Origin of the sequence: Pseudomonas sp. I8001, assembly GCF_013385345.1 — a bacterium.
Taxonomy (GTDB): domain Bacteria; phylum Pseudomonadota; class Gammaproteobacteria; order Pseudomonadales; family Pseudomonadaceae; genus Aquipseudomonas.
Window position 1 is genome coordinate 83,402 of record NZ_JACAQC010000030.1, and the last position, 25,918, is coordinate 109,319.

At 62.8% G+C, this 25,918-nt stretch carries 25 protein-coding genes and 1 pseudogene; 10 read left to right on the forward strand and 16 right to left on the reverse strand.

From position 1 onward, the window contains the following. Positions 1 to 33: 33 nt before the first annotated feature. The 7 genes from dhaL to HX839_RS20320 form a co-directional block, all read right to left on the reverse strand. Positions 34 to 678: a dihydroxyacetone kinase subunit DhaL gene (gene dhaL, locus HX839_RS20290; protein WP_177049910.1), complete on the reverse strand. Its 645-nt coding sequence runs from the start codon at positions 676 to 678 to the stop codon at positions 34 to 36. A gap of 3 nt (positions 679 to 681) precedes the next feature. Further along, positions 682 to 1,683, reverse strand: a complete 1,002-nt coding sequence (locus HX839_RS20295) for a dihydroxyacetone kinase subunit DhaK (RefSeq protein WP_003215684.1) — start codon at positions 1,681 to 1,683, stop codon at positions 682 to 684. 181 nt (positions 1,684 to 1,864) lie between these two features. Then, the gene (locus tag HX839_RS20300; protein ID WP_008434653.1) at positions 1,865 to 2,980 is read right to left on the reverse strand and encodes an erythritol/L-threitol dehydrogenase; all 1,116 of its coding nucleotides are present in this window, start codon (positions 2,978 to 2,980) and stop codon (positions 1,865 to 1,867) included. 28 nt (positions 2,981 to 3,008) lie between these two features. Continuing rightward, positions 3,009 to 3,764: an SDR family oxidoreductase gene (locus tag HX839_RS20305; protein WP_076016986.1), complete on the reverse strand. Its 756-nt coding sequence runs from the start codon at positions 3,762 to 3,764 to the stop codon at positions 3,009 to 3,011. Between the two features lie 151 nt (positions 3,765 to 3,915). Next, entirely contained in the window at positions 3,916 to 4,923 is a 1,008-nt protein-coding gene (locus HX839_RS20310) for a substrate-binding domain-containing protein (RefSeq protein WP_087694868.1), read from the reverse strand. Between the two features lie 39 nt (positions 4,924 to 4,962). Next, on the reverse strand, positions 4,963 to 5,952 hold the full coding sequence (locus HX839_RS20315) for an ABC transporter permease (RefSeq protein WP_003215711.1): 990 nt from the start codon (positions 5,950 to 5,952) through the stop codon (positions 4,963 to 4,965). After that, positions 5,949 to 7,436: a sugar ABC transporter ATP-binding protein gene (locus tag HX839_RS20320; RefSeq protein ID WP_003215714.1), complete on the reverse strand. Its 1,488-nt coding sequence runs from the start codon at positions 7,434 to 7,436 to the stop codon at positions 5,949 to 5,951. The genes HX839_RS20315 and HX839_RS20320 overlap by 4 nt, the downstream gene beginning before the upstream one ends. Positions 7,437 to 7,720: 284 nt before the next feature. Here HX839_RS20320 and rpiB point away from each other — a divergent pair, with 284 nt between their 5' ends. Next, positions 7,721 to 8,182, forward strand: a complete 462-nt coding sequence (gene rpiB / locus HX839_RS20325; RefSeq protein ID WP_003215716.1) for a ribose 5-phosphate isomerase B — start codon at positions 7,721 to 7,723, stop codon at positions 8,180 to 8,182. Between the two features lie 63 nt (positions 8,183 to 8,245). Then, positions 8,246 to 9,226, forward strand: coding sequence for a sugar-binding transcriptional regulator (locus tag HX839_RS20330; protein WP_003215718.1), 981 nt, complete (start codon positions 8,246 to 8,248; stop codon positions 9,224 to 9,226). Positions 9,227 to 9,366: 140 nt separating this feature from the next. On the opposite strand, the gene HX839_RS20335 is transcribed toward HX839_RS20330, so the two are convergent. Then, positions 9,367 to 10,320 (reverse strand): aliphatic sulfonate ABC transporter substrate-binding protein, encoded by a 954-nt coding sequence (locus tag HX839_RS20335; RefSeq protein ID WP_177067607.1) that lies wholly within the window; start codon positions 10,318 to 10,320, stop codon positions 9,367 to 9,369. A 138-nt stretch (positions 10,321 to 10,458) separates the two neighbouring features. Between HX839_RS20335 and HX839_RS20340 the strand changes: the two genes are divergently transcribed. Continuing rightward, positions 10,459 to 11,064, forward strand: coding sequence for a histidine phosphatase family protein (locus HX839_RS20340; protein WP_003215723.1), 606 nt, complete (start codon positions 10,459 to 10,461; stop codon positions 11,062 to 11,064). Between the two features lie 101 nt (positions 11,065 to 11,165). Here the strand turns inward: HX839_RS20340 and HX839_RS20345 are convergent, their stop codons facing one another. Continuing rightward, positions 11,166 to 11,606: a GFA family protein gene (locus HX839_RS20345; RefSeq protein ID WP_177019908.1), complete on the reverse strand. Its 441-nt coding sequence runs from the start codon at positions 11,604 to 11,606 to the stop codon at positions 11,166 to 11,168. A gap of 117 nt (positions 11,607 to 11,723) precedes the next feature. Here HX839_RS20345 and HX839_RS20350 point away from each other — a divergent pair, with 117 nt between their 5' ends. Together HX839_RS20350 and HX839_RS20355 are read left to right on the forward strand one after the other, a co-directional pair. Beyond that, positions 11,724 to 12,617: a LysR family transcriptional regulator gene (locus HX839_RS20350; protein WP_087694863.1), complete on the forward strand. Its 894-nt coding sequence runs from the start codon at positions 11,724 to 11,726 to the stop codon at positions 12,615 to 12,617. 30 nt (positions 12,618 to 12,647) lie between these two features. After that, positions 12,648 to 12,827 (forward strand): annotated as a pseudogene (locus HX839_RS20355) (cupin domain-containing protein); the annotation flags it as partial. A gap of 6 nt (positions 12,828 to 12,833) precedes the next feature. On the opposite strand, the gene HX839_RS20360 reads toward HX839_RS20355, so the two are convergent. Then, a complete protein-coding gene (locus HX839_RS20360; RefSeq protein WP_177067608.1) occupies positions 12,834 to 13,697 on the reverse strand; it encodes a LysR family transcriptional regulator in 864 nt (287 codons plus the stop codon). A gap of 102 nt (positions 13,698 to 13,799) precedes the next feature. Between HX839_RS20360 and HX839_RS20365 the strand changes: the two genes are divergently transcribed. Further along, positions 13,800 to 14,798, forward strand: a complete 999-nt coding sequence (locus tag HX839_RS20365) for a quinone oxidoreductase (protein ID WP_177067609.1) — start codon at positions 13,800 to 13,802, stop codon at positions 14,796 to 14,798. Between the two features lie 238 nt (positions 14,799 to 15,036). Here HX839_RS20365 and HX839_RS20370 read toward each other — a convergent pair whose 3' ends face one another. From HX839_RS20370 to HX839_RS20380, 3 genes are all read right to left on the reverse strand, one after another. Beyond that, the gene (locus HX839_RS20370; protein WP_177067610.1) at positions 15,037 to 15,384 is read right to left on the reverse strand and encodes a hypothetical protein; all 348 of its coding nucleotides are present in this window, start codon (positions 15,382 to 15,384) and stop codon (positions 15,037 to 15,039) included. Positions 15,385 to 15,521: 137 nt separating this feature from the next. After that, positions 15,522 to 16,244 (reverse strand): pirin family protein, encoded by a 723-nt coding sequence (locus HX839_RS20375; protein ID WP_008434624.1) that lies wholly within the window; start codon positions 16,242 to 16,244, stop codon positions 15,522 to 15,524. An 83-nt stretch (positions 16,245 to 16,327) separates the two neighbouring features. Next, positions 16,328 to 16,759: an AraC family transcriptional regulator gene (locus HX839_RS20380; RefSeq protein ID WP_177067611.1), complete on the reverse strand. Its 432-nt coding sequence runs from the start codon at positions 16,757 to 16,759 to the stop codon at positions 16,328 to 16,330. Between the two features lie 170 nt (positions 16,760 to 16,929). On the opposite strand from HX839_RS20380, the gene HX839_RS20385 reads away from it, so the two are divergent. The 4 genes from HX839_RS20385 to HX839_RS20400 all read left to right on the forward strand — a co-directional run bounded on the left by HX839_RS20385 (position 16,930) and on the right by HX839_RS20400 (position 21,067). Next, entirely contained in the window at positions 16,930 to 17,520 is a 591-nt protein-coding gene (locus tag HX839_RS20385) for an antibiotic biosynthesis monooxygenase (protein WP_003207311.1), read from the forward strand. After that, positions 17,517 to 19,355 (forward strand): amidohydrolase, encoded by a 1,839-nt coding sequence (locus tag HX839_RS20390; RefSeq protein ID WP_177067612.1) that lies wholly within the window; start codon positions 17,517 to 17,519, stop codon positions 19,353 to 19,355. The genes HX839_RS20385 and HX839_RS20390 overlap by 4 nt, the downstream gene beginning before the upstream one ends. An 18-nt stretch (positions 19,356 to 19,373) precedes the next feature. After that, complete coding sequence (gene ycaC, locus HX839_RS20395; protein ID WP_161635723.1) at positions 19,374 to 19,997, forward strand: isochorismate family cysteine hydrolase YcaC; 624 nt, start codon at positions 19,374 to 19,376, stop codon at positions 19,995 to 19,997. A gap of 182 nt (positions 19,998 to 20,179) precedes the next feature. Next, a complete protein-coding gene (locus HX839_RS20400) occupies positions 20,180 to 21,067 on the forward strand; it encodes a LysR family transcriptional regulator (RefSeq protein WP_177067613.1) in 888 nt (295 codons plus the stop codon). A 1-nt stretch (position 21,068) separates the two neighbouring features. Here the strand turns inward: HX839_RS20400 and HX839_RS20405 are convergent, their stop codons facing one another. The 3 genes from HX839_RS20405 to HX839_RS20415 are packed head-to-tail and all read right to left on the reverse strand — an operon-like array spanning position 21,069 to position 25,893. Continuing rightward, a complete protein-coding gene (locus tag HX839_RS20405; RefSeq protein WP_256344732.1) occupies positions 21,069 to 23,765 on the reverse strand; it encodes a TonB-dependent siderophore receptor in 2,697 nt (898 codons plus the stop codon). A gap of 36 nt (positions 23,766 to 23,801) precedes the next feature. Further along, on the reverse strand, positions 23,802 to 24,293 hold the full coding sequence (locus HX839_RS20410) for a RidA family protein (protein WP_003211308.1): 492 nt from the start codon (positions 24,291 to 24,293) through the stop codon (positions 23,802 to 23,804). Positions 24,294 to 24,318: 25 nt separating this feature from the next. Continuing rightward, positions 24,319 to 25,893: an FAD-dependent oxidoreductase gene (locus tag HX839_RS20415; protein WP_177067614.1), complete on the reverse strand. Its 1,575-nt coding sequence runs from the start codon at positions 25,891 to 25,893 to the stop codon at positions 24,319 to 24,321. Positions 25,894 to 25,918 lie beyond the last annotated feature (25 nt).

Here is a 25,918-nt window from a genome sequence, read left to right on the forward strand (position 1 = left end):
GCGGGCTTGCTCGCGAAGGGGTCATTTCAAGCACTACACCAACCGCGGTTGAACCGAATCCGCCAATCGCGTCAGTATCAAGCAGCACGATACCGCTCCGGCATCCAGTACACCCAGTGAGCGCTCGCCCAGGCGGCTGGCGCGGCCGATTTTTGCCACCAGGTCCCTGGTGGAATCCCGCCCCCGCGAAGCAGCACTTTTCATCGCCTCCAACGCCTCACTGAATGACGCCCCCGACCCATTGGCCTGTTCAAACGCTTCCACCGCCGGAATCAAGGTGTCCATCAAACACTTGTCACCCACGCCGGCTTCGGTGATGTCCTGCAACGAGGTCAACCCCCCCCGCAGCAAATGGGCAAAGGTCGCCGCGTCAATCTGTTCGCTGCCGCGCACCTCATCCGCCATGCCGATAAACAGGCTGCCATACAACGGCCCCATGGAGCCGCCGATGCCTTCCATCAGGCTCAGTGTCAACTCATCCAGGGCTTCGGCCAGGGTCAGCTGGCGGCCTTCAATGGTGCGCCCGCAATGGGCAAACCCCTTGGCCATGTTGATGCCGTGGTCGCCATCGCCAATGGCGCCGTCGACTTCGCTCAGGTATTCGCGGTTGGCAACGATCACGCTGACCAGGTCGGCGACGATGGCGCTGCCGTCGTGGGTGGAGAAATGCTGGCTCATGGTTTAGTCCGCCTGGGTCATGCCGATGGAACGGCAGGGTTGGTCGATCAGGGATTTCAGCTCGGCGTCCAGGCCCAGCAAGGTCAGGGTCACGCCCATCATTTCCAGGGAGGTGAAGTAGTTGCCCACGTAGCAGCGGTGAATCTTCAAGCCCCTGGCTTGCAGCTGACGTTCAACCTCGGCGTAGAAAATGTAAAGTTCCATCACCGGCGTCGCACCCAGGCCCGAGACCAGCACCACCACGCTGTCGTCCTGGCTGAAGTCGCGGTCGGCGAGGATCGGTGCGAGCATGCGGGCCGCCATGGCCTCGGCGGATTCGATCGGGATGACTTCAATGCCCGGTTCGCCGTGATGGCCGATGCCCAACTCCATCTGCCCGTCGGGAATCTGGAAGTTCGGCTTGCCCACCGCTGCGATGGTGCAGGGCGTGAGGCCGATGCCGATGGAGCGGCAGTTGTCGACCGCTTTCTGGGCGACACGAATCACCCCGTCCAGGTCGTAATGCTGGGCCGCGGCCGCACCGCCGACCTTCCACATGAAGATCTCGCCTGCCACGCCGCGACGCTTGGCGATGTCGGCCTTGGGCGCCGAGGCCACGTCGTCGTTGGCGACCACGGTGCGGATGCGCATGTCCTTGCTGGCGGCCATCTTCATCGCCAGCTTCACGTTCATGTTGTCGCCGGCATAGTTGCCGTACAGGCACGCCACGCCGGCGCCGTGGTCGGCGGCACGGAAGGCGTCGAAGAAGCTTTTGGCGGTGGGCGAGGAGAAGATTTCGCCGACGGCCACGGCGTCCACCAGGCCCGGGCCGACATAGCCAAGGAACGCCGGTTCATGGCCGGAGCCGCCGCCGGTCACGATGCCCACTCGGCCCTGTGGTGACGGCTTGGCCTTGCCGATCACCCGGGGATTGGTTTCGTATTGGCGCAGCTCGGGGTGCGCGACCAGAATACCCCGCAGCATGTCCTCCACCACCTGGTCCGGATCGTTTATCACTCGATTCATAACGCGGTTTCCTGTGTTCTTGTTCTTGGTGTGGGAGCCGGGGGCTTTTGTGGGAGCTTGCTTGCCTGCGATTGCATCGGCTCGGTGTCACAGATAGACCGAGGCGTCTGCATCGCAGGCAAGCCAGCTCCCACAAAAAGCCTAAGCCCGGCGCCCGCAGGGTTTTGTGTTATTGGGCCAATCAGGGTTCCAGGACGACTTTAAGCGACTTGTCCCCGCGCTCCATCACCGCAAACGCTTCCTTGAAGTCCGCCAGGGCAAACTTGTGGGTCACCACGTCGCGCATGTCGATCTTGCGGTTGCCGATAAAGTCGATGGCGCGCGGGTACATGTAGGGGCCGAGGTGCGAGCCCAGCACGTCCAGTTCCTTGCGGTCACCGATGATTGACCAGTCCACCGTGGCCTCGTCGTTGAACACGCTGAATTCCACGAAGCGCCCCAGCTTGCGCAACATCGCCAAGCCCTGGTTCACCGCCTTGTGGTGCCCGGTGGCTTCGATGTAAATGTCGCAACCGTAGCCGTCGGTGATCTCGCGAATCTTCGCCATCACGTCGACTTCGGCCGGGTTCCACACTTCATCCGCACCCATGCGCAGGGCGAGGGCAGCGCGTTCGGGTTTCATGTCGAGCACGATGAGTTTTTTCGGGTTGCGCATGCGCACCGCACCGATGATCCCCAGGCCCAGGGTGCCGGCGCCGGCCACCACCACGATGTCGTCGAAATCCACATTCGCCCGTTCCGCCGCGTGCAGCGAACAGGCCAGGGGTTCGATCAGGATGGCTTCGTCCGGGGCAATCGAGTCCGGTACTTTGTGGATGATGCCTTCCTTGGTGAAGATCATGTACTGGGCCATGGCGCCCTGGACGTTGTTCTGAAAACCATACAGGTCGTGTTTCTGGCACATCCAGTACTGGCCGTGGTTGCAGAAGCGGCAGCCCCAGCACGGCACGATCTGTTCGGAAATCACCCGGTCGCCGACCTTCACCCCACGCTTCTCCGCGCCTGGGCCAAGGGCGACCACGCGGCATACGAATTCGTGGCCGGGAATCATCGGCGGCTTCACGTAGCGCGGCTGCTCGGCGTCGCCCCAGAACGAGGGCGCGCCGCGGTAGGTCTTGATGTCGCCCATGCAGATGCCGCACAGCTCGACCTTGGTGAGGATCTCGTCGGGGCCGGGCGTCGGCACATCGACGGTCTCCAGGCGATAGTCTTCGGGGCCGTGACAGACCACGGCCTGCATGGTTTTCGGAATGACGGGAGACAGTTGTTCGGCAGTGCGTTCGGTAACGGTAGACATGACGATAAACCTCACGACAAAAGATCAATTACTGGATGCTGTAGCCACCGTCGATCACCACGTTTTCCCCGGTGATCATCTGTGCGGCGTCGCTGAGCAGGTACAACGCCAGCCCGGCGATTTCTTCCGGCTGGGCAAAGCGGCCCGCCGGGATCTGCAATTTGGCCCGTTCCCCCAGCTCGCCCGCCCAGGCCTTTTTGCCGAGGGCGGTTTCGACGATGGTCGGGGAGATGGCGTTGACGTTGATATGCGGCGCCCATTCCATGGCGAGCACCTTGGTCATGCCGACCACGGCGGCCTTGCTGGCGCAGTAGGCGACGTGACGGTCCAGGCCGATCACTGCCGCTTGGGAGGCGAGGTTGACGATGCGCCCGCTGCCCTGGGCCAGCATGTGTTTGGCGCAGGCCTGGGCCACGAAGAAACTGGCCTTGAGGTTGATGTCGAGAGTGGTGTCCCAGGCGTTTTCACTGACGTCGAGGGCCTTGTCCAGCAGGGCCACGCCGGCGCTGTTGACCAGGTAATCCAGGCGTTTGAAGTGATCGAATACGTAATCGACGGTGCTGTGCACCTGGTCGAGTTGGCGCAGGTCCACGGCGATGCCGATGTTCCCGGCGCCGAGGCTGGCGGCGACTTCGACCACGGCCGGGTCGCGGTCCAGCAGGGCCACCCGCGCGCCGCGTTCCACCAGCAGGCTGGCACAAGCCAGACCGATCCCGGCGGCCCCGCCGGTGATCACGGCGCAGCGGCCGGTGAGGTCGAAGGCTTGATTCCAGAATCCAGACATGAACATGACTCCATTTTTCAGATCGGTGGAGATCCAATGTGGGAGCGGGCTTGCTCGCGAAAGCGGTGTATCAGGTGGCACATCTGTTGAATGATCCACCGCTTTCGCGAGCAAGCCCGCTCCCACACTTGACCGGGTTTCAAGTCAAAACTTACTTCGTACCGCTCACCTGCTGGTACAGCGCATCCGCATTCGCATTGGTCACCGGCACCCACGGCAGGATGTAGTTCCTGGCGGTGCCGTCACCCCATTTCACGTCCTTGCCATAACGTTCCCAGATCACCGACTGCGGCTTGTAATCCTTGCCTGCAAGCGCCCGCAGCGCCACATCCAGCGCGCCTTGAGACTGGGCCTGGGCGTCCTGCAGGAAGGTGGTCACTTCATCTTTCTTCGCCGCCTGGATCGCATCCGGCATGCCGTCGATGGATGTCACCGGCACATCCTTGGACGTCAGCCCATGGGACTTCAACGCCTGCACCGCACCGAGGGCCATGTCATCGTTTTGCGCGATCACCCCGTTGATGCCCTTGGGGTGTGCGTTCAGCCAGTCTTCGGTCAGGGCCAGGGCCTGGGCGCGGTCCCAGTTGGCGGTTTTCTTCTCGATGATCTTGATGTCCGGGTGCTTGCCCAGTACTTCCATCTCGCCCTTTTCGCGGTCGATCTGCGCCGACTGGCCAATCGGGCCCTGGATGATCACCACGTTGCCGCGGCCCTTGAGTTTGTCGACCATGGCCTGGGCCTGCAGGCGACCGCCTTCCACGTCATCGTTGCCAACATAAGGCACGTTGGCGTCCGCCACCTTGGTGTTGGAGGCGATCACCACCACGTCATTGCTCATGGCGGCCTTCACGGTGCCGACGCCGGCCTTGGTGTCGATCGGCACAAACAGGATCGCGTCGTAGTGCTGGGTCACCATGTTTTCAATCTGGTTGTTCTGGGTCAGTGCGTCATAGTTGCCGTCGAACACGGTCAACTGCACGGTGCCGTCCTTGACTGCGGGGTGTTCCTTCAGCTCGCGCACCCAGTTCTGCATGAACTGGCCCTTGAGCCCGTACACGGCGGCGCCGATCTTGTAGGTCTTGCCATCGGCGGCCAGGGTGACACTGCTGGCGAGCAGGGAGAGTGCCGCGACGGCGGCCAAAGTCGTACCAGGTTTCATGAGAGAACTCCGTTATTGTTGTAGTGGTAGTTTTCAGAACTAGCGTTTCTTCTTGCGCCACACGTCAATCAGCACTGCGAACACGATGATCAGGCCCTTGGCGACCTGCTGGTAATAGGAGGACACGCCGAGCAGGTTCAGGCCGTTGTTGATCACGCCGATCAGCAATGCGCCAAACAGCGTGCCGACAATCGTGCCGGTACCGCCCGACAGGCTGGTGCCGCCGATTACCACGGCGGCAATCGCATCCAGCTCATACGAGGTGCCGGCCTGGGGCAGGGCAGAGGTGGTGCGCGCCGACAGCACTACACCGGCCAGCCCGGCGAGCAGGCCCGAGACCACGTACACCGAAAACATCACCTTGCGCACGCCGATCCCGGAGGTGCGCGCGCTCTTCTCGTTGCCGCCCACCGCGTACACATAGCGGCCGTAGGTGGTGTAGCGCAGCACCATCCAGAAGATCAGCGCGACCACGGCGAAGATCACGATGGGCACGCCAATCGGGCCGATCTTGCCGATACCCAGTGCCAGGTACGCGTCGGGCAGGTCGGTGATCGGGCTGCCGTCGTTGAGGATGAAGGTCATGCCCCGGGCAATGCTCAGCATGCCCAAGGTCGCGACAAAGGGCGGGATCGACAGGTTGGCGACCATAAAGCCGTTCACCACCCCGAGCATCGCCCCGGCGAACATCCCGGCGCTGACCGCCGCCAGCACGCCATAGCCCTGGGTCGCGACCATGGCGCTGCACAGCCCGGCAAAGGCCAGGATCGAGCCCACCGACAGGTCGATGCCCTTGGTCAGGATCACGTAGGTCATGCCCACGGCGAGGATCCCGTTGATCGAGGTCTGGCGCAGGATGTCCATCCAGTTGCGCCAGGTCATGAAGTATTCGCTGGCGAAGGCCATCACCAGGCACAGGAGGATGAACACCAGCGGCAGGCCGAAGCGGTCGAGGGACAGGCGCAGGCGGCTGCGGGGTGCGGTCGTGACGGGGGCGGCTGCAGGTGTAGAAAGTGATTTGGCATTCATGAGGCAAGACTCAACAAGGCTTCCTGGGAAAGGGCGGTATCGCTGCTGATGGTCACCAGCCTTCCGCCTTTGAACACGGCAATACGGTCACTCAGGTGCAGCAATTCCGGGGCTTCGGACGACACCACAATCGCCGCGCCGCCGGCGCGCACGAACTGGTCCAGCAGGTGATAGATCTCCTGCTTGGCGCCTTCGTCGATGCCCCGGGTCGGCTCATCGCACAGCAGGCAGATCGGCTGGGTCGACAGGCATTTGGCGAGCACCACTTTTTGCTGGTTACCGCCGCTCATGGATTCCACCGGCAGGTCCAGGGAAGTGGTCTTGATCTGCAGGCGCTTGACCATGTCCTGGGCCAGTTGGTTTTCCTTGCGGGCATTGATCAGCGACCAGCTCGACAGCTGCTTGTACGCCGACAATGCGATGTTCGAGAGGATGCTGCCGCTGAGCACCAGGCCGCTGTCCTTGCGGTCTTCGGTGACCAGTGACATGCCGGCCTGGATCGTTGCCTTGGGCAGGCCGATGGGCATCGGTTTGCCTTGCAGGGTCACGCTGCCGGAGTCCGGCGTGGTGAGGCCGTAGATGCAGTTGAGGAATTCGCTGCGGCCCGAGCCCATCAGCCCGTAGATGCCGAGAATCTCGCCCTGGCGCAGTTGCAGGCTGATGTCCTGGAACTCGCCGGCGCGGCTCAGGCTGTCGACGTCCAGGCAGCATTCGGCGGCGCATTCGCGGCCGACCTTGTGGTCGATGCGGGTCAGTTCCTGGCCGACGATGCCGCGCACCAGGTGGGCGCGGTCGATATCGGCCATGCGCCCGGTCTCAACGAAGGCGCCGTCGCGAAAGATGCTGTAGTCGTCGGCAATCTGCGCCAGTTCACTGAGGCGGTGCGACACATAGATGATGCCGGCACCACGGGCGGTGAGGCGGCGGATGGCCTTGAACAGGGTTTCGGCCTCGCGCTCGCCGATGGCCGAGGTGGGCTCGTCCATGATCATCACCTGGCAGTCGTGGCTGAATGCCTTGGCGATCTCCACCAGCTGGATCTGCGCCACGCTCAGGCGATGCATGGGGCTGGTGGCGTCGACGTCGAACTCCAGGCCTTCCAGCAGTTCGCGAGTGCGCCGGTTGAGCTCCTTGCTGTCGACGATGCAGCCGGCGCGGCGCGGTTCGCGGCCCAGCCAGATGTTTTCGGCGACGGTCATGTAGGGAATGGGTTCCAGCTCCTGGGTGATCATCGCGATCCCCGCCGCGAGTGCTTCGCTGGGGCGGTTGAACTGAACGGGGGAGCCGTTGAGCAGGATGGTCCCGGCGTCACGCTGGGTGATGCCCATCAGGATGCTCAGGAAAGTCGATTTGCCTGCGCCATTGCCGCCGCACAGGGCGTGGACGCTGCCGGCCCGCAGAGAGAGGCGCCCCTCACGCAGGGCAGGAATCCCGGCGTAAGCCTTGGCGACGTGTTCAGCCTGGAGCAGTAATGGCGTGGCCATCGGCGTGTCCTCGTGCTGTGAATTCTTATTAGGTCGCACAGTCATGTTTCGCTGTGAGCATATGTGTATCAAATGAAATTCTGATCAGTCAATCTCTTTCACTGAAAAGTTGTAAATGGATGGATTTGCGCAAAGTACGCCGATTTAGAGGGCTTTGACTGGGAGGTCAGCTAAATCCTGCTTGACAGGGCGACTGGAATATCCGAGAAATGACTGAGCTAAATTTCACTGAGTGATCATATGATCACTCTCCAGCACCCAAAACGGCAGCGGAGCCAAACGCCATGAACACACCTTTCCCGGTGGCTATCGGATGCGATGAAGCGGGTTATGAGCTCAAAGAACTGTTGAAGCGCCATATCGAGGCGCTGGGTTACCCGGTGACGGACTTCGGCACCCATTCCACGGCGCCGGTGCTGTACCCGGACATTGCCCTGGCGGTGGCCACGGCGATCAATGCCGGCGAGCAACGCTTGGGCGTGCTGGTGTGCGGCACCGGCATCGGCATGGCCATCTCGGCCAACAAAGTCCTGGGGATTCGTGCGGCCCAGGCCCATGACACCTATTCGGCGGAGCGGGCACGCAAGAGCAACGATGCGCAGATCCTGTCCATCGGTGCACGGGTGATCGGCGCGGAACTGGCCAAGAGCATCGTCAAGTCGTTCCTGGAGTCGGAGTTCGAAGCCGCGCGTTCCGGGGCCAAGGTCGACCGCATCAACGCGATCGAGCGTGACGGGCATCAGTAGTGGACGGAACGGGGCAAGAGTCGGGAGAATGCGCCTTTGACACCGAAACGGAAGCCCGTGCCCATGAGTGACAGTACCCAGCGCATCGCCAGCGACATCGACCTGATGACCGAAGTGGCGATGCTCTATTACCTTGAGAACGTCACTCAGGAAGCCATCGCCAAGCGCTTCGACCTGTCCCGGGCAAAAGTCAGCCGCCTGCTCAAACGCGCACGGGATGAAGGGATTGTCGAGGTGCGGGTGTTGCAGCACCCGGCGATGAACAACGAGCTGGAACAGGCGCTGGTGGAGCGCTTCCAGCTGGACCGCGCCTTGATTGCGGTCGACCACAGCGACCCGGACACCCAGCGCTCGGCGGTGGCGAGCCTGGTGGCCAACTACCTGAACAAAACCCTCAGCGACGGGATGATCGTCGCGGTTGGCATGGGGCGTAATGTCGGTGCGGTGGCCGATAACGTATTTTTGCCGGTGACCCGCAACTGCACGTTTGTGTGCGCCATTGGCGGTTCGCTCAAGGCGGGTGAATACATGAACCCCGACCATATTTGCCGGCGCCTGGCCCTGCGGTTTGGTGGCGAGAGTGAAAGCCTGTACGCCCCGGCGCTGGTGGCCAACCCGGAACTGCGTGGGGTGTTGATCAGCAACGATACGGTGCGTTCCACGCTTGACCGTGCCCGCCGTGCGGACATGGCGTTGATCGGCATCGGTGACATGAGTGAAAACAGCAACATGGTGCGCATGGGGTGGTTTTCGCCCCAGGAAATTGCACAGGCGCGGTTGTCCGGCACGGTGGGGGACATGATGGGTTATGACTTCATCGACATTCATGGCCAGCCGGCGGTCAACGCGATTCAGGGGCGGGTGATCGGGTTGACGGTGCAGGAGCTGTTTCGGATTCCGGATGTGGTGGCGATTGCCAGTGAAAACACCAAGGCGGCGGCGACGCTGGGGGCGTTGCGCTCGGGAGTGATCAATACCCTGGCGACCACGGTGACCAATGCTCATACCATCCTTGCGCTGGATGACGCGACGCGTAAAAGCTGACACCGCCGATAGTCCAGGCCCTGAACATCACCTGTGGGAGCTGTCGAGCTTTGGCGAGGCTGCGATGGCATCACCGCGGTATGACTGGAGTACCGAGTTGTCTGCATCGCGGACAAGCCCGGCTCCCACAGTTGACTGCCTCAGGGTTTCCACACCTGCACATCCTGCGCATCCACCGCCTTGGGCAACAACCCCGCCTTGAAGAACGCATCCGCAATCTTCTGTTGCTCCCCCAGTTGATCCAGCGTCACCGGTTGTACCTCATAACTGCGATGAGCATTGGCGGCCTCGACAGTCTCCACATCCAGGTTGCCCCACAATGGCCCCAGCACTTTCGCGGCATCACGCGGGTGGCTCTTCACCCACTTGCCAGCCTGGTGCAACTGCTCGTACACCAGCTTCAGCACTTCGGGATGCGCCTTGGCGTAGGGCGTAACCGTCAGGTAATAGCGCTTGTAGCTGGCCAGCCCGGTACCGTCCGCAAGGGTGCGGGTGGGCAGTTGGCGCTGCACGCTGGTGAGGAACGGTTCCCACGTGACCCAGGCATCAACCTTGTTGTTTTCAAATGCAGCGCGGCCATCGGCGGGCGTCAGGTACGCCGGCTCGATATCGGAGAAGGCCAGCCCCGCCTTGTTCAAGGCAGCGATCAATAAATAGTGAGTGCCGGCGGCCTTGGTCACGGCGATTTTCTTGCCTTTCAAATCCGCCAGTTGCTGGATCGGCGAGTCCTTGCGCACCACGATCGCCTGGGCTTGGGGCGAGGGCGCTTCCTGGGCGAAGTAGGTGAGCTTGGCCTGGGCGGCCTGGGCGAAGATCGGCACGGTGTCGGCCACGTCGGCGCTGATATCCACGTTACCGACGTTGAGTGCTTCCAGCAGCGGCAGGCCACTGGGGAACTCGTGCCAGGTGACGTCGATGCCGTCGGCCTTGAGGGCTTTTTCCAGGGTGCCCTGGGTTTTCAGCAAGGTGATCAGGGTCGAGGATTTCTGGTAGCCGATGCGTACGGTTTCCTGGGCTTGTGTGCTCAGGGTGGTGCAGAGGCCCAGTGTGGCCAGGCCAGTGATGAAAAGACGATGGAGCGAAAACTGGGGCATGGCGTGCTCGACTCTTAATGGATTAAGGTGAGCTTATTGTTCTAAAAAACATTCGATAAATAATTTTTCGATCTTAGCTTAGGCCTTTATCGGGTGCGCCGTTCGCGGCCTTTCAGCGTCAGGATGAAGGAGGGCGGTATGCAGTTGTATGTTGTTCGTCACGGCGAAACTCAAGCCAATGCCGAGGGGCGTTACCAGGGCTCGCTGGACATTGATCTCAACGAACGGGGCGTGCTGCAGGCGCGGGAGTTGCGGGAAAAATTGCCGGCGCAGATCGACGCCGTCATCGTCTCGCCGCTGCGCAGGGCTCAGCAAACGGCGGCCATTGTGTTTGCGGATGATGGGCTGCAACTGCCTACGCTGGATGCGTTTCGTGAGCGCGGCGTGGGGGTGTTTGAGGGACTGACCCAGGCGGAGGCGGCGCAGCGTTATCCCGACCTTTGGGCGCAGAATATTACCCGGCAATGGGAGCGGGCACCCACGGACGGTGAGTCAATCTCGCAGTTCGTCGAGCGCATCCGGGGCGGATTGAATCAGTTGCTGGTGAACCATGGGCAACAGGTGGTGGTGCTGGTTGCCCATGGGGTTGTCGCCAAGGCGATTCGCGCATTGGTTCGCGATGATTTCTCAGACTTCTTCGCCTGGCAGTTGCGCAATGGCGAAGTGCTGAGCCTCAACATCGACGCAGAGCCCAATGTGGCGAGGGAGCTTGCTCCCGTTGGGGTGCGAAGCGCCCCCTGGTAGGCCGCTGCGGTCTTTCAGGATGGGCCGGTCAATGCTTTTGGGGTTGCTGCGCAACCCAGCGGGAGCAAGCTCCCTCGCCACAGTGTGGGTGTGAGTCATGTCTACAGGGGAACGCTCAACGCCTGCGCAAACGCCTGGGGCGCAGGGCTTTCCGGCCAGGTCGGAACACCCTCCGCCAGCGTTACCCACGGCTGCTTGTGCCGCAGCCAGATATGCGCCACCGGCTGCACGGACGGGCTCTCATCCAGTGTCCCGACCCGCAGCACAACCAACCCCGGCGCGGCCGTCGTGGTGTTGCAGATCCGCGTATGGCACACCCCGCACAACCGATGTTCCGAGCGCTGCCCATCAACGTCATAGGCATATTCCGTCAGCGAACCTTCAACCCGCAGCGCATCCGCCGGCAACAGCGCATGCAGGGCAAACGCGCTGCCGCTCCAGGTCTGGCAGTGGCGGCAATGGCAGGCATACACCGCCAGCGGCGCGTCGGTATCGAGGGTGTAGGTCACGCGGGTGCAGCGACATTGGCCCGTGAGTGTCATCAAAAACGATCCTGTGCAAAGTGAGGGCGAAAGCCCCATCGGTTATGCTCGCCAGCATGCCGCAGCCCCCGAACAAAGAACATCCGCCAAAACTGCCCAGCGGCTCACAGGAAATGTATGAACGCCCCGCAACTCCAATGGGAAACCCAGCGCGCCTTCCTCGCCGTGTTGCGCACCGGCAGCCTTTCGGGCGCGGCCCGTTTGCTGGGGATCGCCCAGGCCACCGCGCGGCGACGGATCGAGGCCCTGGAGCAGAGCGTCGGGGTCAGCCTGTTTATCCGCTCACCTGCCGGGCTGTTGCCCACCGACACGGCCAAGGACCTGATCAGCCACGTTGAAGCGATGGCCGTTGCCGCCAACGCCTTCAGCCGCGCAGCCTCGGCCGACACGGCCCTCGCCGGCGGCACGGTGCGGCTCACCAGCGGCAAGCTGCTGGGCGTTGAAGTGCTGCCGCCCATGTTGCGCAGCCTGCGCCGTGATCATCCGCAATTGGCCATCGAGCTGAGCGTATCCAATCGGCTGCAGGCACTTGCCCGGCAAGAGGCCGACGTCGCCGTACGTATCCGTCGCCCGGTCGAATCCACGGTGGTCGCGCGCAAGGTCGGCGACCTTCACGTAGGGTTGTACGCCGCACCCGAACTGTTGGCAGAGCAGGGCACGCCGGACACCGTTGCGCAATTGCACGGCTACCCGCTGATCGGGCCGGACCGCAACTTGCTGGAGATCGAATTCCTGGGTGAGCGCGGTTTCGACTGTTCGGCGCCCAGTACGGTGATTCGCACCGACGATCACCTCGCGCAGTTGGCCGCGTTGCGTGCGGGGCTGGGGATCGGCGTGTGTTCAGCCCAGGTGGCACAACGTCACGGGCTGGTGCGGGTGTTGCCCGCGCAGGTGGATTTCAAGGTTGACGTGTGGATCGCCATGCATCAGGACATGCGCAAGGTCCCGCGCATCGCCGTGGTGTTCGATGGCTTGGGCGCGGCCCTGACGGACTTCTTTCAGCCGCGATAACGCAACGCGTCAACCAACAATGCAAATGCGGGCCAGCCCGTGCGGGCCATTCGCCCCGGCGACACGGTATGGATTGCACCCGGTGTCAAGGATTGGCATGGCGCCACGGCGAACACCGCCATGACCCATATCGCGATCAACGAAATGCTCGACGGCAAGGTGGTGGACTGGATGGAGCAGGTCAGCGACGAACAGTACGCCGCGCAGTAATCGGTTTCACCGCCGCAACTGCGGCTCGCCTTCAATGCAGCTCACCAGAAACTCCATCACCACCTTCACCGAAGGCGAGCGGCGCATATCCGGATACACCGTCAGCCAGATATCGCGAACCGGGCCTTCGGTGGTCGTTGCCAGGCGCACCAATGCCGCGTCGTGATCTCCCACCAACGTGGGCAACACCACCGCACCCACCTGGGACCGGGCGGCCATTTGCTGGGTGATCAGGTCGCTGGCGGCGAAGGCAATCGTGCGGTTGCCGCGCACCTGATGCATCCACGCCTGTTGGGGCAGGTGGTCGCGGGTGGCGTCATAGGCAATGAATGTCCACTGTTCAGCGGGTAACTGCTTGAGCTCGGGCGTGGCATAGAGCCCGAAACGCACGGCGCCGACCTTTCTGCGTACCAGCGCTTCTTCATCGGGACGCACCGTGCGCAGGGCAATGTCGGCTTCGCCTTTGTCGAGGGCGGCCAGCGTCGTCGAGGACATCAACACGATATTCAGCTTGGGATATTGCGCCCTGAAGCGTGCGACATGGGGCGCGATGCAGTGGATGGCAATCGACGGCGGGCAACTGACCCGCACGGTGCCGGCCACTTCGATCGAGGCCACGCGGGACAGGCGCATCACTTCGGTGGCCATCTCGCCCATGCCGGCCGCCAGCTTCGCCAATGCCAGGCCTTCCTCGGTGAGCGGCCGGCTGCGGGGCAGGCGATCCACCAGTTTGACGCCGAGGGCTTTTTCCAGGGCATTGACGCGCCGGCCAACAGTGGCGTGTTCCACCTGCAGTTCGCGGGCGGCAGCCGACAGTGATTGGGTGCGCGCCAGCACGGTGAAGAAATACAGATCCTGCCAGTCGAACATCGGGTTATTTTCGCACGGAGGGTGGGAGGTATTGGGGAATTCTCGTACAGAGTAGCGCCTTTTACCATGGCGCATTCCCACTGCAAACGGAGTTGTCTCGCGATGAAAGCCCTTACCCTTGAAACCTACGGCGGCCCGGAAGTTGTTCAACTGCGCCTTGATGTGCCCAAACCCCAAGTGACCGCCGGCCATGTACTGGTCAAGGTGGCCTGTGCCGGGATCAATTTCATGGATGTTCACACCCGCCAGGGCAAGTACGCCAAGTCGGTGACCTACCCGGTACGGCTGCCGTGCACTCTGGGTATGGAAGGGGCCGGTGTGGTGGTGGCGGTAGGCGAGGGCGTGAGCCATCTGGCGCCGGGTGATCGAGTGGCCTGGTGCATTTCATGGGGCGCGTTCGCCGAATACGCCAGCGTACCCGCCGCGCGGGTGGCGCAAATTCCCAATGCGATCAGCTTCGATCAGGCGGCTGCGGCGATGTTCCAGGGCTGCACGGCTCACTACCTGATTGAAGATGTTGCGCGGTTGCAGGCGGGCAACAGCTGCCTGATCCATGCCGCGTCCGGCAGCATCGGCCAGTTGCTGGTGCAAATGGCCCGGCGACTCGGTGCCACGGTATTCACCACCGGCAGCAGCACTGAAAAATGTGCGATTGCCCTTCAGCGCGGTGCTGATCACGCCTGGCCATACGACGGGTTTGCCGATCGAGTCTTGCAGGTAACGCAGGGGCGGGGTGTGGACGTGGTGTTCGATTCGGTGGGTAAGGCCACCTTGCGTGAAAGCTTCAAGGCCTGTCGTACGCGGGGGCTGATCGTCAATTACGGCAACGTCTCCGGTTCGATCACTGACCTCGATCCGATGGAGTTGGGGGAGGCCGGTTCACTGTTCCTGACTCGCCCACGGCTCAACGACCACATGGCCGACGGGCCTACGGTGCAACGGCGTGCCAATGCGGTGTTCGCGGCGATGCTCGAAGGTTCGCTGACGGTGGATATCGAAGGGCATTACGCGCTGGAAGAGGTGCAGCAGGTGCACGCGAGGATTGAGGCACGGCAGCAGATTGGCAAGGCGGTGATGTGGCTGGACCGTGAACTTCACTAATGGCCAGAGAGCTTGTGTGGCGAGGGAGCTTGCTCCCGCTGGGCTGCGAAGCGGCCCCAACACCTGCCAATGGGGTCTTCCTGGAGAAACGCGGTGAGTTCATTGGGGCTGCTGCGCAGCCCAGCGGGAGCAAGCTCCCTCGCCACAGGGGTCGTGGCGCTTGTGAGGATCAGTTAACAGCAGGCGAAAAAAAGCCGGCTGATCAGGCCGGCTGGGGGTGAACCGCGAACGACAGGGGTTACGCGCGGTTTTCCATCAGGCGGTCAGCGCCACCTTCAGCTACACGGTTTTCTTGAAGACGATCAGCACCACCTTCGGCTACGCGGTTTTCTTGAAGACGCTCAGCGCCACCTTCAGCTACACGGTTTTCTTGAAGGCGATCAGCACCACCTTCAGCAACACGACGTTCCAGCAGGCGATCAGACCCGCCTTCAGCAACGCGGCGTTCCAGCATACGGTCAGACCCACCCTCAGCCACGCGGCTGTCCATCAGGCGATCCGCGCCGCCTTCAGCGAGGGCAGGTTGGGTAAAGGCGCTTACAGCAAGTACCGAGAAAGCGAGGCTAAGCAAGAGTTGGCGTTTCATGAGGGTGTGCTCCGGGAAAGTCGTTGGTTGGTATGGATGCGATGTTACGCGGCAGATTTTTTAAGAGAACTTCATTGGGCTGATGGTGACTATCGACGCCAGCGATGGCCCGTTTTCCCGGGCCATCGCGTCGCTCATCACGGCATTTCTGGCAGTTCCCGAGGGCGCAGGTCGAACACCAGCACCTCGGCGTCCTCCCCATGGCTCAGGTGAATCTCCCGCTCATCGCGCACTCGGGCGCCGTCGCCTTCGTGCAAGCGCTGGCCATTGACTTCAACGCTGCCCCGCGCCACATGGATGTAGGCGTAGCGTTCCGGGGCCAGCGGCAGGCTGGCGGTTTCAAAGCCGTTGAACAGCCCGGCATACACCCGCGCGTCCTGGCGCACGCCGAGGGAGCCGTCGGTGCCTTCCGGCGAGATGATCAACTGCAACCGGCCGCGTTTTTGCGCCTCGGTGAAGTGCTCCTGCTGATAGCGCGGTTCGGCGCCCGCCACATCCGGCACGATCCAGATTTGCAGGAAGTGCACGCCCTGGGTGTGGCTGTGGTTGAACTCGCTGTGGGCCACGCCGCTGCCGGCGCTCATCAGTTGCACGTCGCCGGGGCGAATCACCGAACCGGTGCCCAGGGTGTCCTTGTGTTCCAGGGCGCCTTCGAGCACATAGGAGAAAATCTCCATGTCGCGGTGCGGGTGTTGGCCGAAGCCCTTGCCGGCGGCAACCCGGTCATCGTTGATCACCAGCAGGTCGGAAAAACCCTGTTCTTTGGGATTCCAGTAGTTGGCGAACGAGAAGGTGTGGAACGACTTCAACCAACCGTGATTGGCGGCGCCGCGTTCCGAGGCTTTGCGAAGGGTCAGCATGGGGTGTTCTCCTCAAGGGAAGCCTGGCTGCGAGATGCAGGGCTTCGGTGTGAGGAGAAGATTACTGGTTAACGATAGGTTGATTAAGAAGCTGAAATCGGAATGACTGTCTCTTTTAGATTGACGATCGCCAGCTGTGCCGTCCGCAGATGATGGCGGTAGTGCAGCTGAAGTTTGCGCCAGGCCATTGGGTTCACGCCTTCGCTGCGGCTGAACAGGTGACAGAAGTGCGCCTGGTCGCAGAACCCGCATTCCTGGCTGATCTGCGTCAGGCTCAGGGCGGAGCCGGTGATCAGCACCTTGGCCTGCTTGATGCGTTGCTGGCGAATCCATTCCTGGGGCGATACACCGGTGGTGCGCTTGAAGGCCCTGGAGAAATGGCTGCGGGACAGCTCACAGGCGCGAGCCAGTTCCGTCACCTCCAGGGGGCCAGCAAGATTGGCGAGGATCAATTGCTTGACCCTCTGTTCCCGCTCTGAACACAGGGTTCCGGTTGCAGCTGCTGGTTGAGCCATGATCGCTATCCGTGGTCGATGGGCGCTTGTTTTCACACACCTTACCGGTGAATGAATCCCCAGTGTAGACCGCTGCAAGCATCTGTTGAACTGAGCACATGCATGCAATTTTTCTGGATCGGGCCGTCGCACACTAGCGCGAACGTTCAAGCATCCAGGGGAAGGGCACGATGGACTCAACAGCACAAGGCGGGCCGGACGAGGTCGTGACCCTGGTGGTCAAGCACCGCATAAAACCCGGGCTTGAAGCCGACTACGAAGCCTGGCTGCGACGCATCGTGCGTATTGCCGGTGAGCGTCCCGGCCACCTCGGCGTTGACGTGGTGCGCAGCAAGCAGGGCGGCCTTGCGCTGTTCACCTGCGTGCTGCGTTACCGTTCCACCGAAGACCTGGAGCGCTGGCTCGATTCGCCGCAGCGCCTGGAGCTGATCAACCAAGCCGCACCGATGCTGGCCGACGGCGACCAGACCGAAGTCGGCGCGGTCAACGAGTTCTGGTTCTCGCCCCTGGCCGATGCTGCCGCCAAGCCGCCGCGCTGGAAACAGGCAGTGGTCACGCTGCTGGTGATCCTGCCGCTGACGTTGCTGGTGCCGATCATCTGGGGCCCGGTACTGCGGCTGCACCCGTTCCTGTCCAACTACATCGTCGCCACCTTCCTGGTCACCCTGACCATCGTTGTACTGGTGGTATACCTGCTGATGCCGGCGGCCACCCGCCTGTTCGCGCCCTGGCTTGAAGCCTCTGTAAAGGAAACCCTATGAACGCCGACCTGATTCTGTTCAATGGCCAGTTCCACACCGTGGACCGTGAAAATCCCCGCGCCACGGCAGTAGCGATCCACCAGGGACGCTTCGTCGCGGTGGGCACCGACGGTGAAGCCATGGCCCTGCGCGGCAGTGGTACCCAGGTCATCGACCTCAAGGGTCGCACCGTCATCCCTGGCCTCAACGACTCGCACCTGCACCTGATCCGTGGCGGCCTGAACTACAACCTCGAACTGCGCTGGGAAGGCGTGCCGTCACTGGCCGATGCCCTGCGCATGCTCAAGGATCAGGCTGACCGCACGCCCACGCCGCAGTGGGTGAGGGTGGTGGGCGGCTGGAACGAATTCCAGTTCGCCGAAAAACGCATGCCCACCCTCGACGAGCTCAACCAGGCCGCCCCCGATACGCCGGTGTTCGTGTTGCACCTGTATGACCGTGCCTTGCTCAACCGCGCGGCCCTGCGGGTGGCCGGCTACACCAAAGACACGCCGAACCCGCCCGGCGGCGAGATCGTGCGCGACCACAACGGCAACCCCACCGGCATGCTGGTGGCGCGGCCCAACGCGATGATTCTCTACGCGACCCTTGCCAAGGGCCCGAAACTGCCCCTGGAATACCAGGTGAATTCCACCCGCCAGTTCATGCGCGAACTCAACCGCCTGGGGCTGACCAGCGCCATCGACGCCGGCGGTGGTTTCCAGAACTATCCCGACGATTACGCCGTGATCGAACAGTTGGCTAAGGACCAGCAACTGACCGTGCGCATCGCCTACAACCTGTTCACCCAGAAGCCCAAGGAAGAACTCAGCGACTTCAAGAACTGGACCGGCAGCGTGACCCTGCATCAGGGCGACGACTACCTGCGCCACAACGGCGCCGGCGAAATGCTGGTGTTCTCGGCGGCCGACTTCGAAGACTTCCTCGAACCACGCCCAGACTTGCCGCTGACCATGGAGCAGGAACTGGAGCCGGTGGTGCGCCACCTGGTGGAACAGCGCTGGCCGTTCCGCCTGCACGCCACCTACAACGAGTCGATCTCGCGGATGCTCGACGTGTTCGAGAAGGTCAACCGCGACATCCCGTTCAACGGCTTGCCATGGTTCTTCGACCACGCCGAAACCATCACCCCGCAGAACATCGAGCGCGTGCGGGCGCTGGGCGGCGGCATCGCGATCCAGGACCGCATGGCGTTCCAGGGTGAGTACTTTGTGGAGCGCTACGGCGCCAAGGCCGCCGAGGCCACGCCGCCGATCAAACGCATGCTCGCCGAAGGCGTGCCGGTGGGCGCTGGCACCGACGCCACCCGGGTGTCGAGCTACAACCCCTGGACCTCGCTGTACTGGATGGTCAGCGGCCGCACCGTCGGCGGGCTGGAACTGCACGCCGAGGGGCTGCCCCGGCTGACGGCCCTGGAACTGTTCACCCACGGCAGCGCCTGGTTCTCCTCCGAGCAGGGCAAGAAGGGCCAGATCAAGGTCGGCCAACTGGCGGACGTGGCGGCACTGTCGGCGGACTTCTTCAGTGTCGATGAGGAGGCCATCAAGTGGATCGAATCGGTACTCACCGTGGTCGGCGGCAAGGTGGTGTACGGCGCCGGCGACTTTGAAGATTTCGCACCACCCAGCGTGCCGGTGCTGCCGGACTGGTCGCCGGTGGTCAAGGTCCCGGGCCACTGGCGCCCGGCGTCAGCGCTGCAAGCCCAGGTGCACCAATGCAGCGGCCCCTGTGGCGTGCATTCCCATAGCCATGAACGGGCGCGTCTCTCGAACGTGCCGGTCAGCGACTTCCAGGGTTTCTGGGGCGCGTTTGGCTGCTCGTGTTTTGCCTTCTGAATCTAACCTCAAAGGAGTATTCCCATGACTTACAAACGCCTGAACAAAGATGACGCCGTGGTCCTGCTGGTGGATCACCAGACCGGCCTGATTTCCCTGGTGCAGGACTTCTCGCCCAACGAGTTCAAGAACAACGTGCTGGCCCTGGCGGACCTGGCCAAGTTCTTCAAGCTGCCGACTATCCTCACCACCAGTTTCGAAAGCGGCCCCAATGGCCCGATGGTGCCGGAGCTGAAAGAACTGTTCCCGGACGCGCCGTACATCCCGCGCCCTGGCCAGATCAACGCATGGGACAACGAAGATTTCGTCAAGGCAGTGAAAGCCACCGGCCGCAAGCAACTGATCATTGCCGGTGTGGTGACCGATGTCTGCGTGACCTTCCCGACGTTGTCGGCCCTGGCTGAAGGCTTTGAAGTGTTCGTGGTCACCGATGCTTCGGGCACCTTCAATGAGACCGTGCAACAGGCGGCGTGGGCACGCATGACGGCGGCCGGTGCACAGCTGGTGAACTGGTTCTCGGTGGCCTGCGAGCTGCAGGTGGACTGGCGCAACGACATGGAAGGCTTGGCGAATCTGCTGTCGCCGCGTATTCCCAACTATCGCAATTTGATGAACAGCTACTCGGCGCTGACGGCCAAATAAACCGCTCTCTGATATGCAGGTAATCCAATGTGGGAGCGGGCTTGCTCGCGAAGGCGGTGTGCCAGTCAATACATGTACCGACTGACCCACCGCCTTCGCGAGCAAGCCCGCTCCCACATTTTGATTTGTGATGTGGCGACTGACCGGCTATAAAACAGCCCAGCGTCCACCGAGAAGCGACAATGAACCCCTTCGAAGACATGCGCCTGTTTTGCCAGGTCATGGAATCCGGCAGTTTCACCGCTGCCGCCGAGCATCTTGGCCTGTCCAAGCAATTTGTCAGCCGCCGCCTGATCCAGCTGGAAGAGCGCCTCGGCGTACGCCTGCTCAACCGCTCCACCCGCCGCCTGGACGTCACGCCGCTGGGCCAGAGTTACTACGAATCCGCCCTGCGCCTGCTCAGTGAAGTCGAGCAAGTGGAGCAGGGCATCGCCGGGCAAAACACCGAGCCCCGAGGCACCATTCGCCTGAGCGCGCCGTTGTCGTTTGCCATGGCGCACCTGGGTTGCCTGTTGCCGCTGTTCCTGCAACGCCACCCTCACGTCACCGTGGAAGTGGACCTCAGCGACCGCCCGGTAGACCTCATCAGCGAGGGCTACGACCTGGTGCTGCGCATCGGCACCCTCGAGGATTCGACCCTGATCGCCCGACGCATCGCCAGTGTGCAGCGCGTCTATTGCGCCAGTCCCGACTACCTGGCCCGCCACGGCACGCCGCAGAGGCCCGATGACCTGGCCGATCACGCATGCCTGCCTTACGGCCATGGTCGCCAGGTGCAATGGCACTTCAAGGTCGATGGCAAACCCCACACCCGCAACGTCAGCGGGCGCATGCGGGTCAACAACGGTGAGTTGCTGCGGGATGCCGCCGTGGCCGGGTTGGGCATCACCTACCTACCCAATTTTATCGTTGCCCAAGCCTTGCAGGACGGCCGCCTGGTGACGCTGCTGGAAGACTGCGCGCCCGAACCCCTGACCCTTTCCGCCGTTTACCCCCAGCACCGCCAGAGCTCGCGCCCGGTGCAGGCGTTGATCGAGTTCCTGCGTGAACGCCTGGCTGGCGGTTGTTGAATCAGAACGCGTACTGCACCCGGCTGTAGTAATACCCGCCGGTAAACCCGAACGGCGAATAGCTGCCCCAGTTATCGCCGAACGACGAGTTCTTCACGCCGATGTGATCCGGGTATTTGTCGAACAGGTTCTGCGCACCTACGGCCACCGTCAGCTGTTTGCTGATCGCGTAGGCCACGTCGAGGTCAGTGATCCACTTGGCCGAATACGTGCGGTCCAGGCTCGCGTCGCTGGAGCTGTTGACCTCGGTGTAGGTGCCGTAGCGAGTCAGGCGCAGGTTGACGTCGAAGTCGTGGATCGCCCAGTCGGCGGAGAAGATCATCTTGCTGCTGGGTGAGGTCTTGGTGATCAGTGCCCGTGACTGGCGACCCATCAACTGGAAGTTGCCCAGGGCGGCGAGCTGCGCCGGGGTGTCGTTGACGCTGAGGATCTGCGTGTGGTTGTAGTTCAGCGCCGCCGTCCATTTCACCGAGCCGTAGCGGTCGAGGTTCTGCCGGTAGTTGCCCACCACGTCCACCCCGGAGGTGCGGGTGTTGGCGCCGTTGGTGAAGTACTGCGCGCCCGCCGTGGCCGGTACGCCGATGCTGTCCAACAGGGAGGCAATGCCCGGGCCCTGGAAGCGTTCGCTGAGCACCAGGCGGTCCCGCAGGTTGATCACGTAGCCGTCCACCGTGAGGCTCAAGTCATCGCTTGGGGTCACGGCGAAACCGAGGCTGAAGTTGGTCGAGCGCTCCGGCTTCAGTGACTTGGCACCCAATGCCTGAGCGCCGGCGGAATCCACCGGCAGGATCACGTAGTTATACGACTGGTACACGCCATTGATGGTGTCGAACCCGGTGGAGCGTGCGGTGAAGATCTCGTTGGCCAGGGACGGTGCGCGAAAGCCGTTGCTCACGGTGCCGCGCAGGGCGAACACCGGGTTGAACGCATACCGCGTGCTGAGCTTGCCGCTGCGGGTACCGCCGACGCCTTCGTTGTAATGCTCGTAGCGTCCGGCCACGCCGACGTACCACTGCTCGGTGGGGTAGAACCCGAGGTCGACATAGCTGGCGACGCTGTTGCGGCTGACCTTCTGCGCGTCTTCCGGACGGATGCCGTTGGTGACCTGGGCCCCCGGATCGGGACGCTGCCCGGCACGCGGATGGCCTGCCGGGAACACGTAGCCGCCATCGATATAGGAAGCCTCTGAGCCGGCGCGGGTCTCGTAGCTTTCGCGCCGGTGCTCCAGGCCGAACGCCACGTCCAGCGGCTTGGCCAGGCCGATCTCGTAGGTGTTTTTCAGGTCGAGGTTGGTGGTGAGCTGGTCGGCGATGTAGATCCCGGAGGTGAACTTGTTCGGTGTGCTTTCGCCCAGGGACGGGTTCTGGTTGTCGTAGGTGCGCTGCTTGGCGTAGTTGCGCCCGTAGGTGCTGCTCAGGTCCCAACCCCAACCGCCGCCGAGGTCATTGCCCTTGGCACCGAAGGCCGATTGGAAGTCGGTCTCGTTGACCAGCCAGTACGGGCTGTAGCCATCGGGGTATCCATTGGGCCCGGTGGTGATGGTATTGCGGCCGTTGGGCAGGCGGAAGTTCTGGCCGTCGTTGTTCTCCCGGGTGGCCAGGGTGGAAAACGAGTACAGCGTCAGGTTGTCGTTCAGCGGCAGGTCGAGGTTGTACGCCACATCGCCCAACTGGCTGCGGGGCGAGCCGTAGCCTTTGTAGGTGTGGTGGCTGGAGGTGGCTTCGCGCGGGTCGGGGGAACCGTCCGCCAGCGGGTAGTAATGGCTGCTGTAGCCGTTGCTGCCGGCCTTGTTGTCGCGCTCCTGGTAGCGGGTGTCGAGGGACACGTTGAGCACCCCGGCTTCACCCACCTGGAAGCCATAGTTCAGCGCCTCCTGGCCGGTGCCGCGCTTGCCGTCGTAGTTCTGCCCCAGGGTGGTGTCGGAACTGCCGCCGGTGGTCTGCTTGAGGATGATGTTGATCACCCCGGAAATCGCATCCGAGCCGTATTGCGCCGCTGCACCGTCTCGCAGCACCTCTACATGGTCGATGGCAGCCACCGGGATCAGGTCGAGGTCGCTGGGGGCCGCGCCGCTGTTGATGCCGTTGATGTTCAGGGTGGCGCTGGTATGGCGGCGTTTGCCGTTGACCAGCACCAGTACGTGAGAGGCGGTGAGGCCGCGCAAGGTGGCCGAACGCACCACGCCGCTGGCATCCCAGCCGGCGCGGTCGGGCAGGTTGAACGAGGGGATGAGCTTGCCCAATGCCTCCAGCAAACTCGGCTTGCCCACGGCCCGCAGCTGTTCGCCGCTGATCACATCAATCGGCGTGGGGCTGGTGGTGACGGTGCGTTGTTCGGCGCCACGGTTGCCGGTGACGACGACGGTGTCGAGGGTGGGGGAGCGGTCTTCGGCAGATTCGACGCCGAAGGACGCCAGGCCGCACGCCAGCGAGAGCGGCAGGAGTTTCAGATGATTGTACCGGTGTAGCCTTTTACGATGAGCGAGCTTGCTGTGGTGAGGGAGCTTGCTGTGGTGAGGAAGCTTGCTGTGACGAGGGAGCTTGCTGTGGCGAGGGAGCTTGCTCCCGCTGGGCTGCGTAGCAGCCCCAATACGGTCTTCCGAGGAAATTGCGGAGTCAGGCTTCAGGGCCGCTACGCGCCCCAGCGGGAGCAAGCTCCCTCGCCACAAAGGTGCCGTCAGCCAGTTGAATTTTCGCATGAGAGTGGAGCTCCTTGGTCTCGAGTGATGTCCCTGTCAGCGTTTGCGCGCGGCAACCGCTTCGATTTCTACCAGCCCGCCGGGCAATGGCAACGCGACGACTTGCACCGCGGTGCGCGCCGGTTTTTTCGGCTGCTCGGCACTGCCGAAGAACGGCGTATAGCCTTCCTGCAACCCGGCAAAGTCGAGCTTGCCGCCCTTGGCTGGATCGCCCACCAGGAATATCCGCAGCTGCACCACATCTCCCAAATCCAGGCCCTGGCCTTGCAGCACACCCTTGAGCTTGTTGAGGATCGACGTGGTCTGGATGGCCGTGTCGCCATAGGCGGCAAACGAGTCTTTCGGCGCCTTGGGGTCATGCAGGTCGGCCAGCAACCCACTCACAAACAGCAGCTCGGTCTGCGGCGGCACCGACACCGCCAATGAGATCGGGAAGTTCGAGTTCGGCAGCGGCACGCGCTTGATCTCATCGGCGTGGGCGGCAAGGGTGGTGGCGGTCATCAGCAGTCCTGCAAAAAGCGTCTTCATCGGTTCATTCCTTGAGAGAGAAAAGTCAGGCGGCGACGCCCGGTTGCTGGCGTTCGGCATGCCGGCCGATCAGCGAGACGATGCGCCGCGCCGAATCGGCGGCGCTGTTCTGCCAGATGCCGACGCCGCCGTGGGCGAGGGCGTCGCTGGCCAGGTACGTGCGGCCCTGGGGCTCGTTGAGCAGGCGGTAGGCGCTTTCGCCGACCTCGTCGTTGACGATCCACGGGCCCTTGCTGTAGCTGACTTTCGACCAGTTGATCGCCACCGGTTTTTGCAGCTTGGCGCTGTGGCCGGGGTGCAACAGCTCCACCGCCTGGCGTGAGGAGGCGAACTGTTCGGCCAGGGATTTCTGGCTGAAGGCCTGGGCCGATTCACTGGTGTTGTAGGCCGCCACCAGAATCCCCTGGGCGCTGTTGAGGCGGTCGCTGGGGTACCACAGGCCTTTGACTTCATGGTCGAGGTACGACAGGCCGCCGTAGATGTTGAAGTCGGTTTCCCAGAAGCGCGGCGCCTGCCAGGCCACCTTGTTGGCCTGGTCGCTTTGCGCGGTCTGGATCGCCTGCTTGAAGGGTGCCGTGAAGTTGGTTGGCAGCTTGGCCAGCAGCGGCAAGGGCACGGTGACAATCGCGTAGTCGGCACTCAGCACCTGGGTCTTGCCGCTGATGCGGTCGCGGTAGGTGATCCGGCTGCCTTGCTCCGAGGTCTGGATATCGCTGACTTCGGCGTTGAAGCGCACCGCATCTTTCAGATGCTCGTAGAAGGCATACGGAATGCGGTCCATGCCGCCCACCGGCTGGAACATGGTGGAGGAAAACTCCGGGATTTCATCGAACACCAGCGCGCCCCACAGCTTGGGATTGAGCAGGGTCTGCAGCTCCAGCGGCGCGCGGGTCACGCCGGTCTGGTCGCCGGCGCCGGGCACGCGGGTGTAGCCGGAGCGCACCGAACCCTTGTATTGCAGGTCGCCGTTGAGGTCGCCGTACACTTTGAGGAAACTCAGCAGCGCCTTGCGGTCATCCACGCTCAGGTCCTGGTCCAACGCCTTGCGGCTGACCGTGCGGGCCAGCAGTTCCGAGAGCTGGCCACGGGTGTCGTTGACCGCCTGGCGCAACTGGAACGCCGGCTGTTGCGTATCCGGCCGGGCCAGGGCGTTGCGGCTGCTGTTGACCAGTACTTGCAGCTCCACACCCAGCTCGCGGCAGTAGCCGAGGATCGTCTGGTGGTGGCTGGGAATACGCGCGGGGCCGGCGTTGAAAAACTGCCCGTCATCAAAGTCGACGGTCTGGCTGACGCCGTCGTCGAAATCGACCTTGGTGCCTCGGCGCAGGGTCCAGTTGCGTCCACCCACCCGGTCGCGGGCTTCCAGGATCGTCACGTTGAACCCGGCCTTGCGCAGCTCATAGGCGCTGACCAGCCCGGAGATCCCGGCGCCGACCACCGCCACCTGCTTGCCTTTGCCGGTGCTGCCCAATTGCAGCGGGGTAAAGCTCGATGCCACCGCCTGAGGCGTCAGCCCCAGCGCGCCCAATGCGCTGACAGCGGCGGAATAACCGCCCACGGCGGCAATACGGGAAATCAGTTCCCTGCGGGTAAAAGCCATGATTCGCTCCTTGAGATAGCGGTTT

What these genes read in the sequence shown, in the direction of transcription:
- HX839_RS20415 (WP_177067614.1), bottom strand. Translation starts at nt 25,893, where the DNA reads ATGGCTTTTACCCGCAGGGAACTGATTTCCCGTATTGCCGCCGTGGGC.
- HX839_RS20320 (WP_003215714.1), bottom strand. Translation starts at nt 7,436, where the DNA reads ATGGCCACGCCATTACTGCTCCAGGCTGAACACGTCGCCAAGGCTTAC.
- HX839_RS20380 (WP_177067611.1), bottom strand. Translation starts at nt 16,759, where the DNA reads ATGGCTCAACCAGCAGCTGCAACCGGAACCCTGTGTTCAGAGCGGGAA.
- HX839_RS20295 (WP_003215684.1), bottom strand. Translation starts at nt 1,683, where the DNA reads ATGAATCGAGTGATAAACGATCCGGACCAGGTGGTGGAGGACATGCTG.
- rpiB (WP_003215716.1), top strand. Translation starts at nt 7,721, where the DNA reads ATGAACACACCTTTCCCGGTGGCTATCGGATGCGATGAAGCGGGTTAT.
- dhaL (WP_177049910.1), bottom strand. Translation starts at nt 678, where the DNA reads ATGAGCCAGCATTTCTCCACCCACGACGGCAGCGCCATCGTCGCCGAC.
- HX839_RS20390 (WP_177067612.1), top strand. Translation starts at nt 17,517, where the DNA reads ATGAACGCCGACCTGATTCTGTTCAATGGCCAGTTCCACACCGTGGAC.
- HX839_RS20315 (WP_003215711.1), bottom strand. Translation starts at nt 5,952, where the DNA reads ATGAATGCCAAATCACTTTCTACACCTGCAGCCGCCCCCGTCACGACC.
- HX839_RS20305 (WP_076016986.1), bottom strand. Translation starts at nt 3,764, where the DNA reads ATGTCTGGATTCTGGAATCAAGCCTTCGACCTCACCGGCCGCTGCGCC.
- HX839_RS20310 (WP_087694868.1), bottom strand. Translation starts at nt 4,923, where the DNA reads ATGAAACCTGGTACGACTTTGGCCGCCGTCGCGGCACTCTCCCTGCTC.
- HX839_RS20340 (WP_003215723.1), top strand. Translation starts at nt 10,459, where the DNA reads ATGCAGTTGTATGTTGTTCGTCACGGCGAAACTCAAGCCAATGCCGAG.
- HX839_RS20335 (WP_177067607.1), bottom strand. Translation starts at nt 10,320, where the DNA reads ATGCCCCAGTTTTCGCTCCATCGTCTTTTCATCACTGGCCTGGCCACA.
- HX839_RS20365 (WP_177067609.1), top strand. Translation starts at nt 13,800, where the DNA reads ATGAAAGCCCTTACCCTTGAAACCTACGGCGGCCCGGAAGTTGTTCAA.
- HX839_RS20410 (WP_003211308.1), bottom strand. Translation starts at nt 24,293, where the DNA reads ATGAAGACGCTTTTTGCAGGACTGCTGATGACCGCCACCACCCTTGCC.
- HX839_RS20405 (WP_256344732.1), bottom strand. Translation starts at nt 23,765, where the DNA reads ATGCGAAAATTCAACTGGCTGACGGCACCTTTGTGGCGAGGGAGCTTG.
- HX839_RS20345 (WP_177019908.1), bottom strand. Translation starts at nt 11,606, where the DNA reads ATGACACTCACGGGCCAATGTCGCTGCACCCGCGTGACCTACACCCTC.
- HX839_RS20385 (WP_003207311.1), top strand. Translation starts at nt 16,930, where the DNA reads ATGGACTCAACAGCACAAGGCGGGCCGGACGAGGTCGTGACCCTGGTG.
- HX839_RS20300 (WP_008434653.1), bottom strand. Translation starts at nt 2,980, where the DNA reads ATGTCTACCGTTACCGAACGCACTGCCGAACAACTGTCTCCCGTCATT.
- HX839_RS20330 (WP_003215718.1), top strand. Translation starts at nt 8,246, where the DNA reads ATGAGTGACAGTACCCAGCGCATCGCCAGCGACATCGACCTGATGACC.
- HX839_RS20375 (WP_008434624.1), bottom strand. Translation starts at nt 16,244, where the DNA reads ATGCTGACCCTTCGCAAAGCCTCGGAACGCGGCGCCGCCAATCACGGT.
- HX839_RS20400 (WP_177067613.1), top strand. Translation starts at nt 20,180, where the DNA reads ATGAACCCCTTCGAAGACATGCGCCTGTTTTGCCAGGTCATGGAATCC.
- HX839_RS20360 (WP_177067608.1), bottom strand. Translation starts at nt 13,697, where the DNA reads ATGTTCGACTGGCAGGATCTGTATTTCTTCACCGTGCTGGCGCGCACC.
- HX839_RS20370 (WP_177067610.1), bottom strand. Translation starts at nt 15,384, where the DNA reads ATGAAACGCCAACTCTTGCTTAGCCTCGCTTTCTCGGTACTTGCTGTA.
- HX839_RS20350 (WP_087694863.1), top strand. Translation starts at nt 11,724, where the DNA reads ATGAACGCCCCGCAACTCCAATGGGAAACCCAGCGCGCCTTCCTCGCC.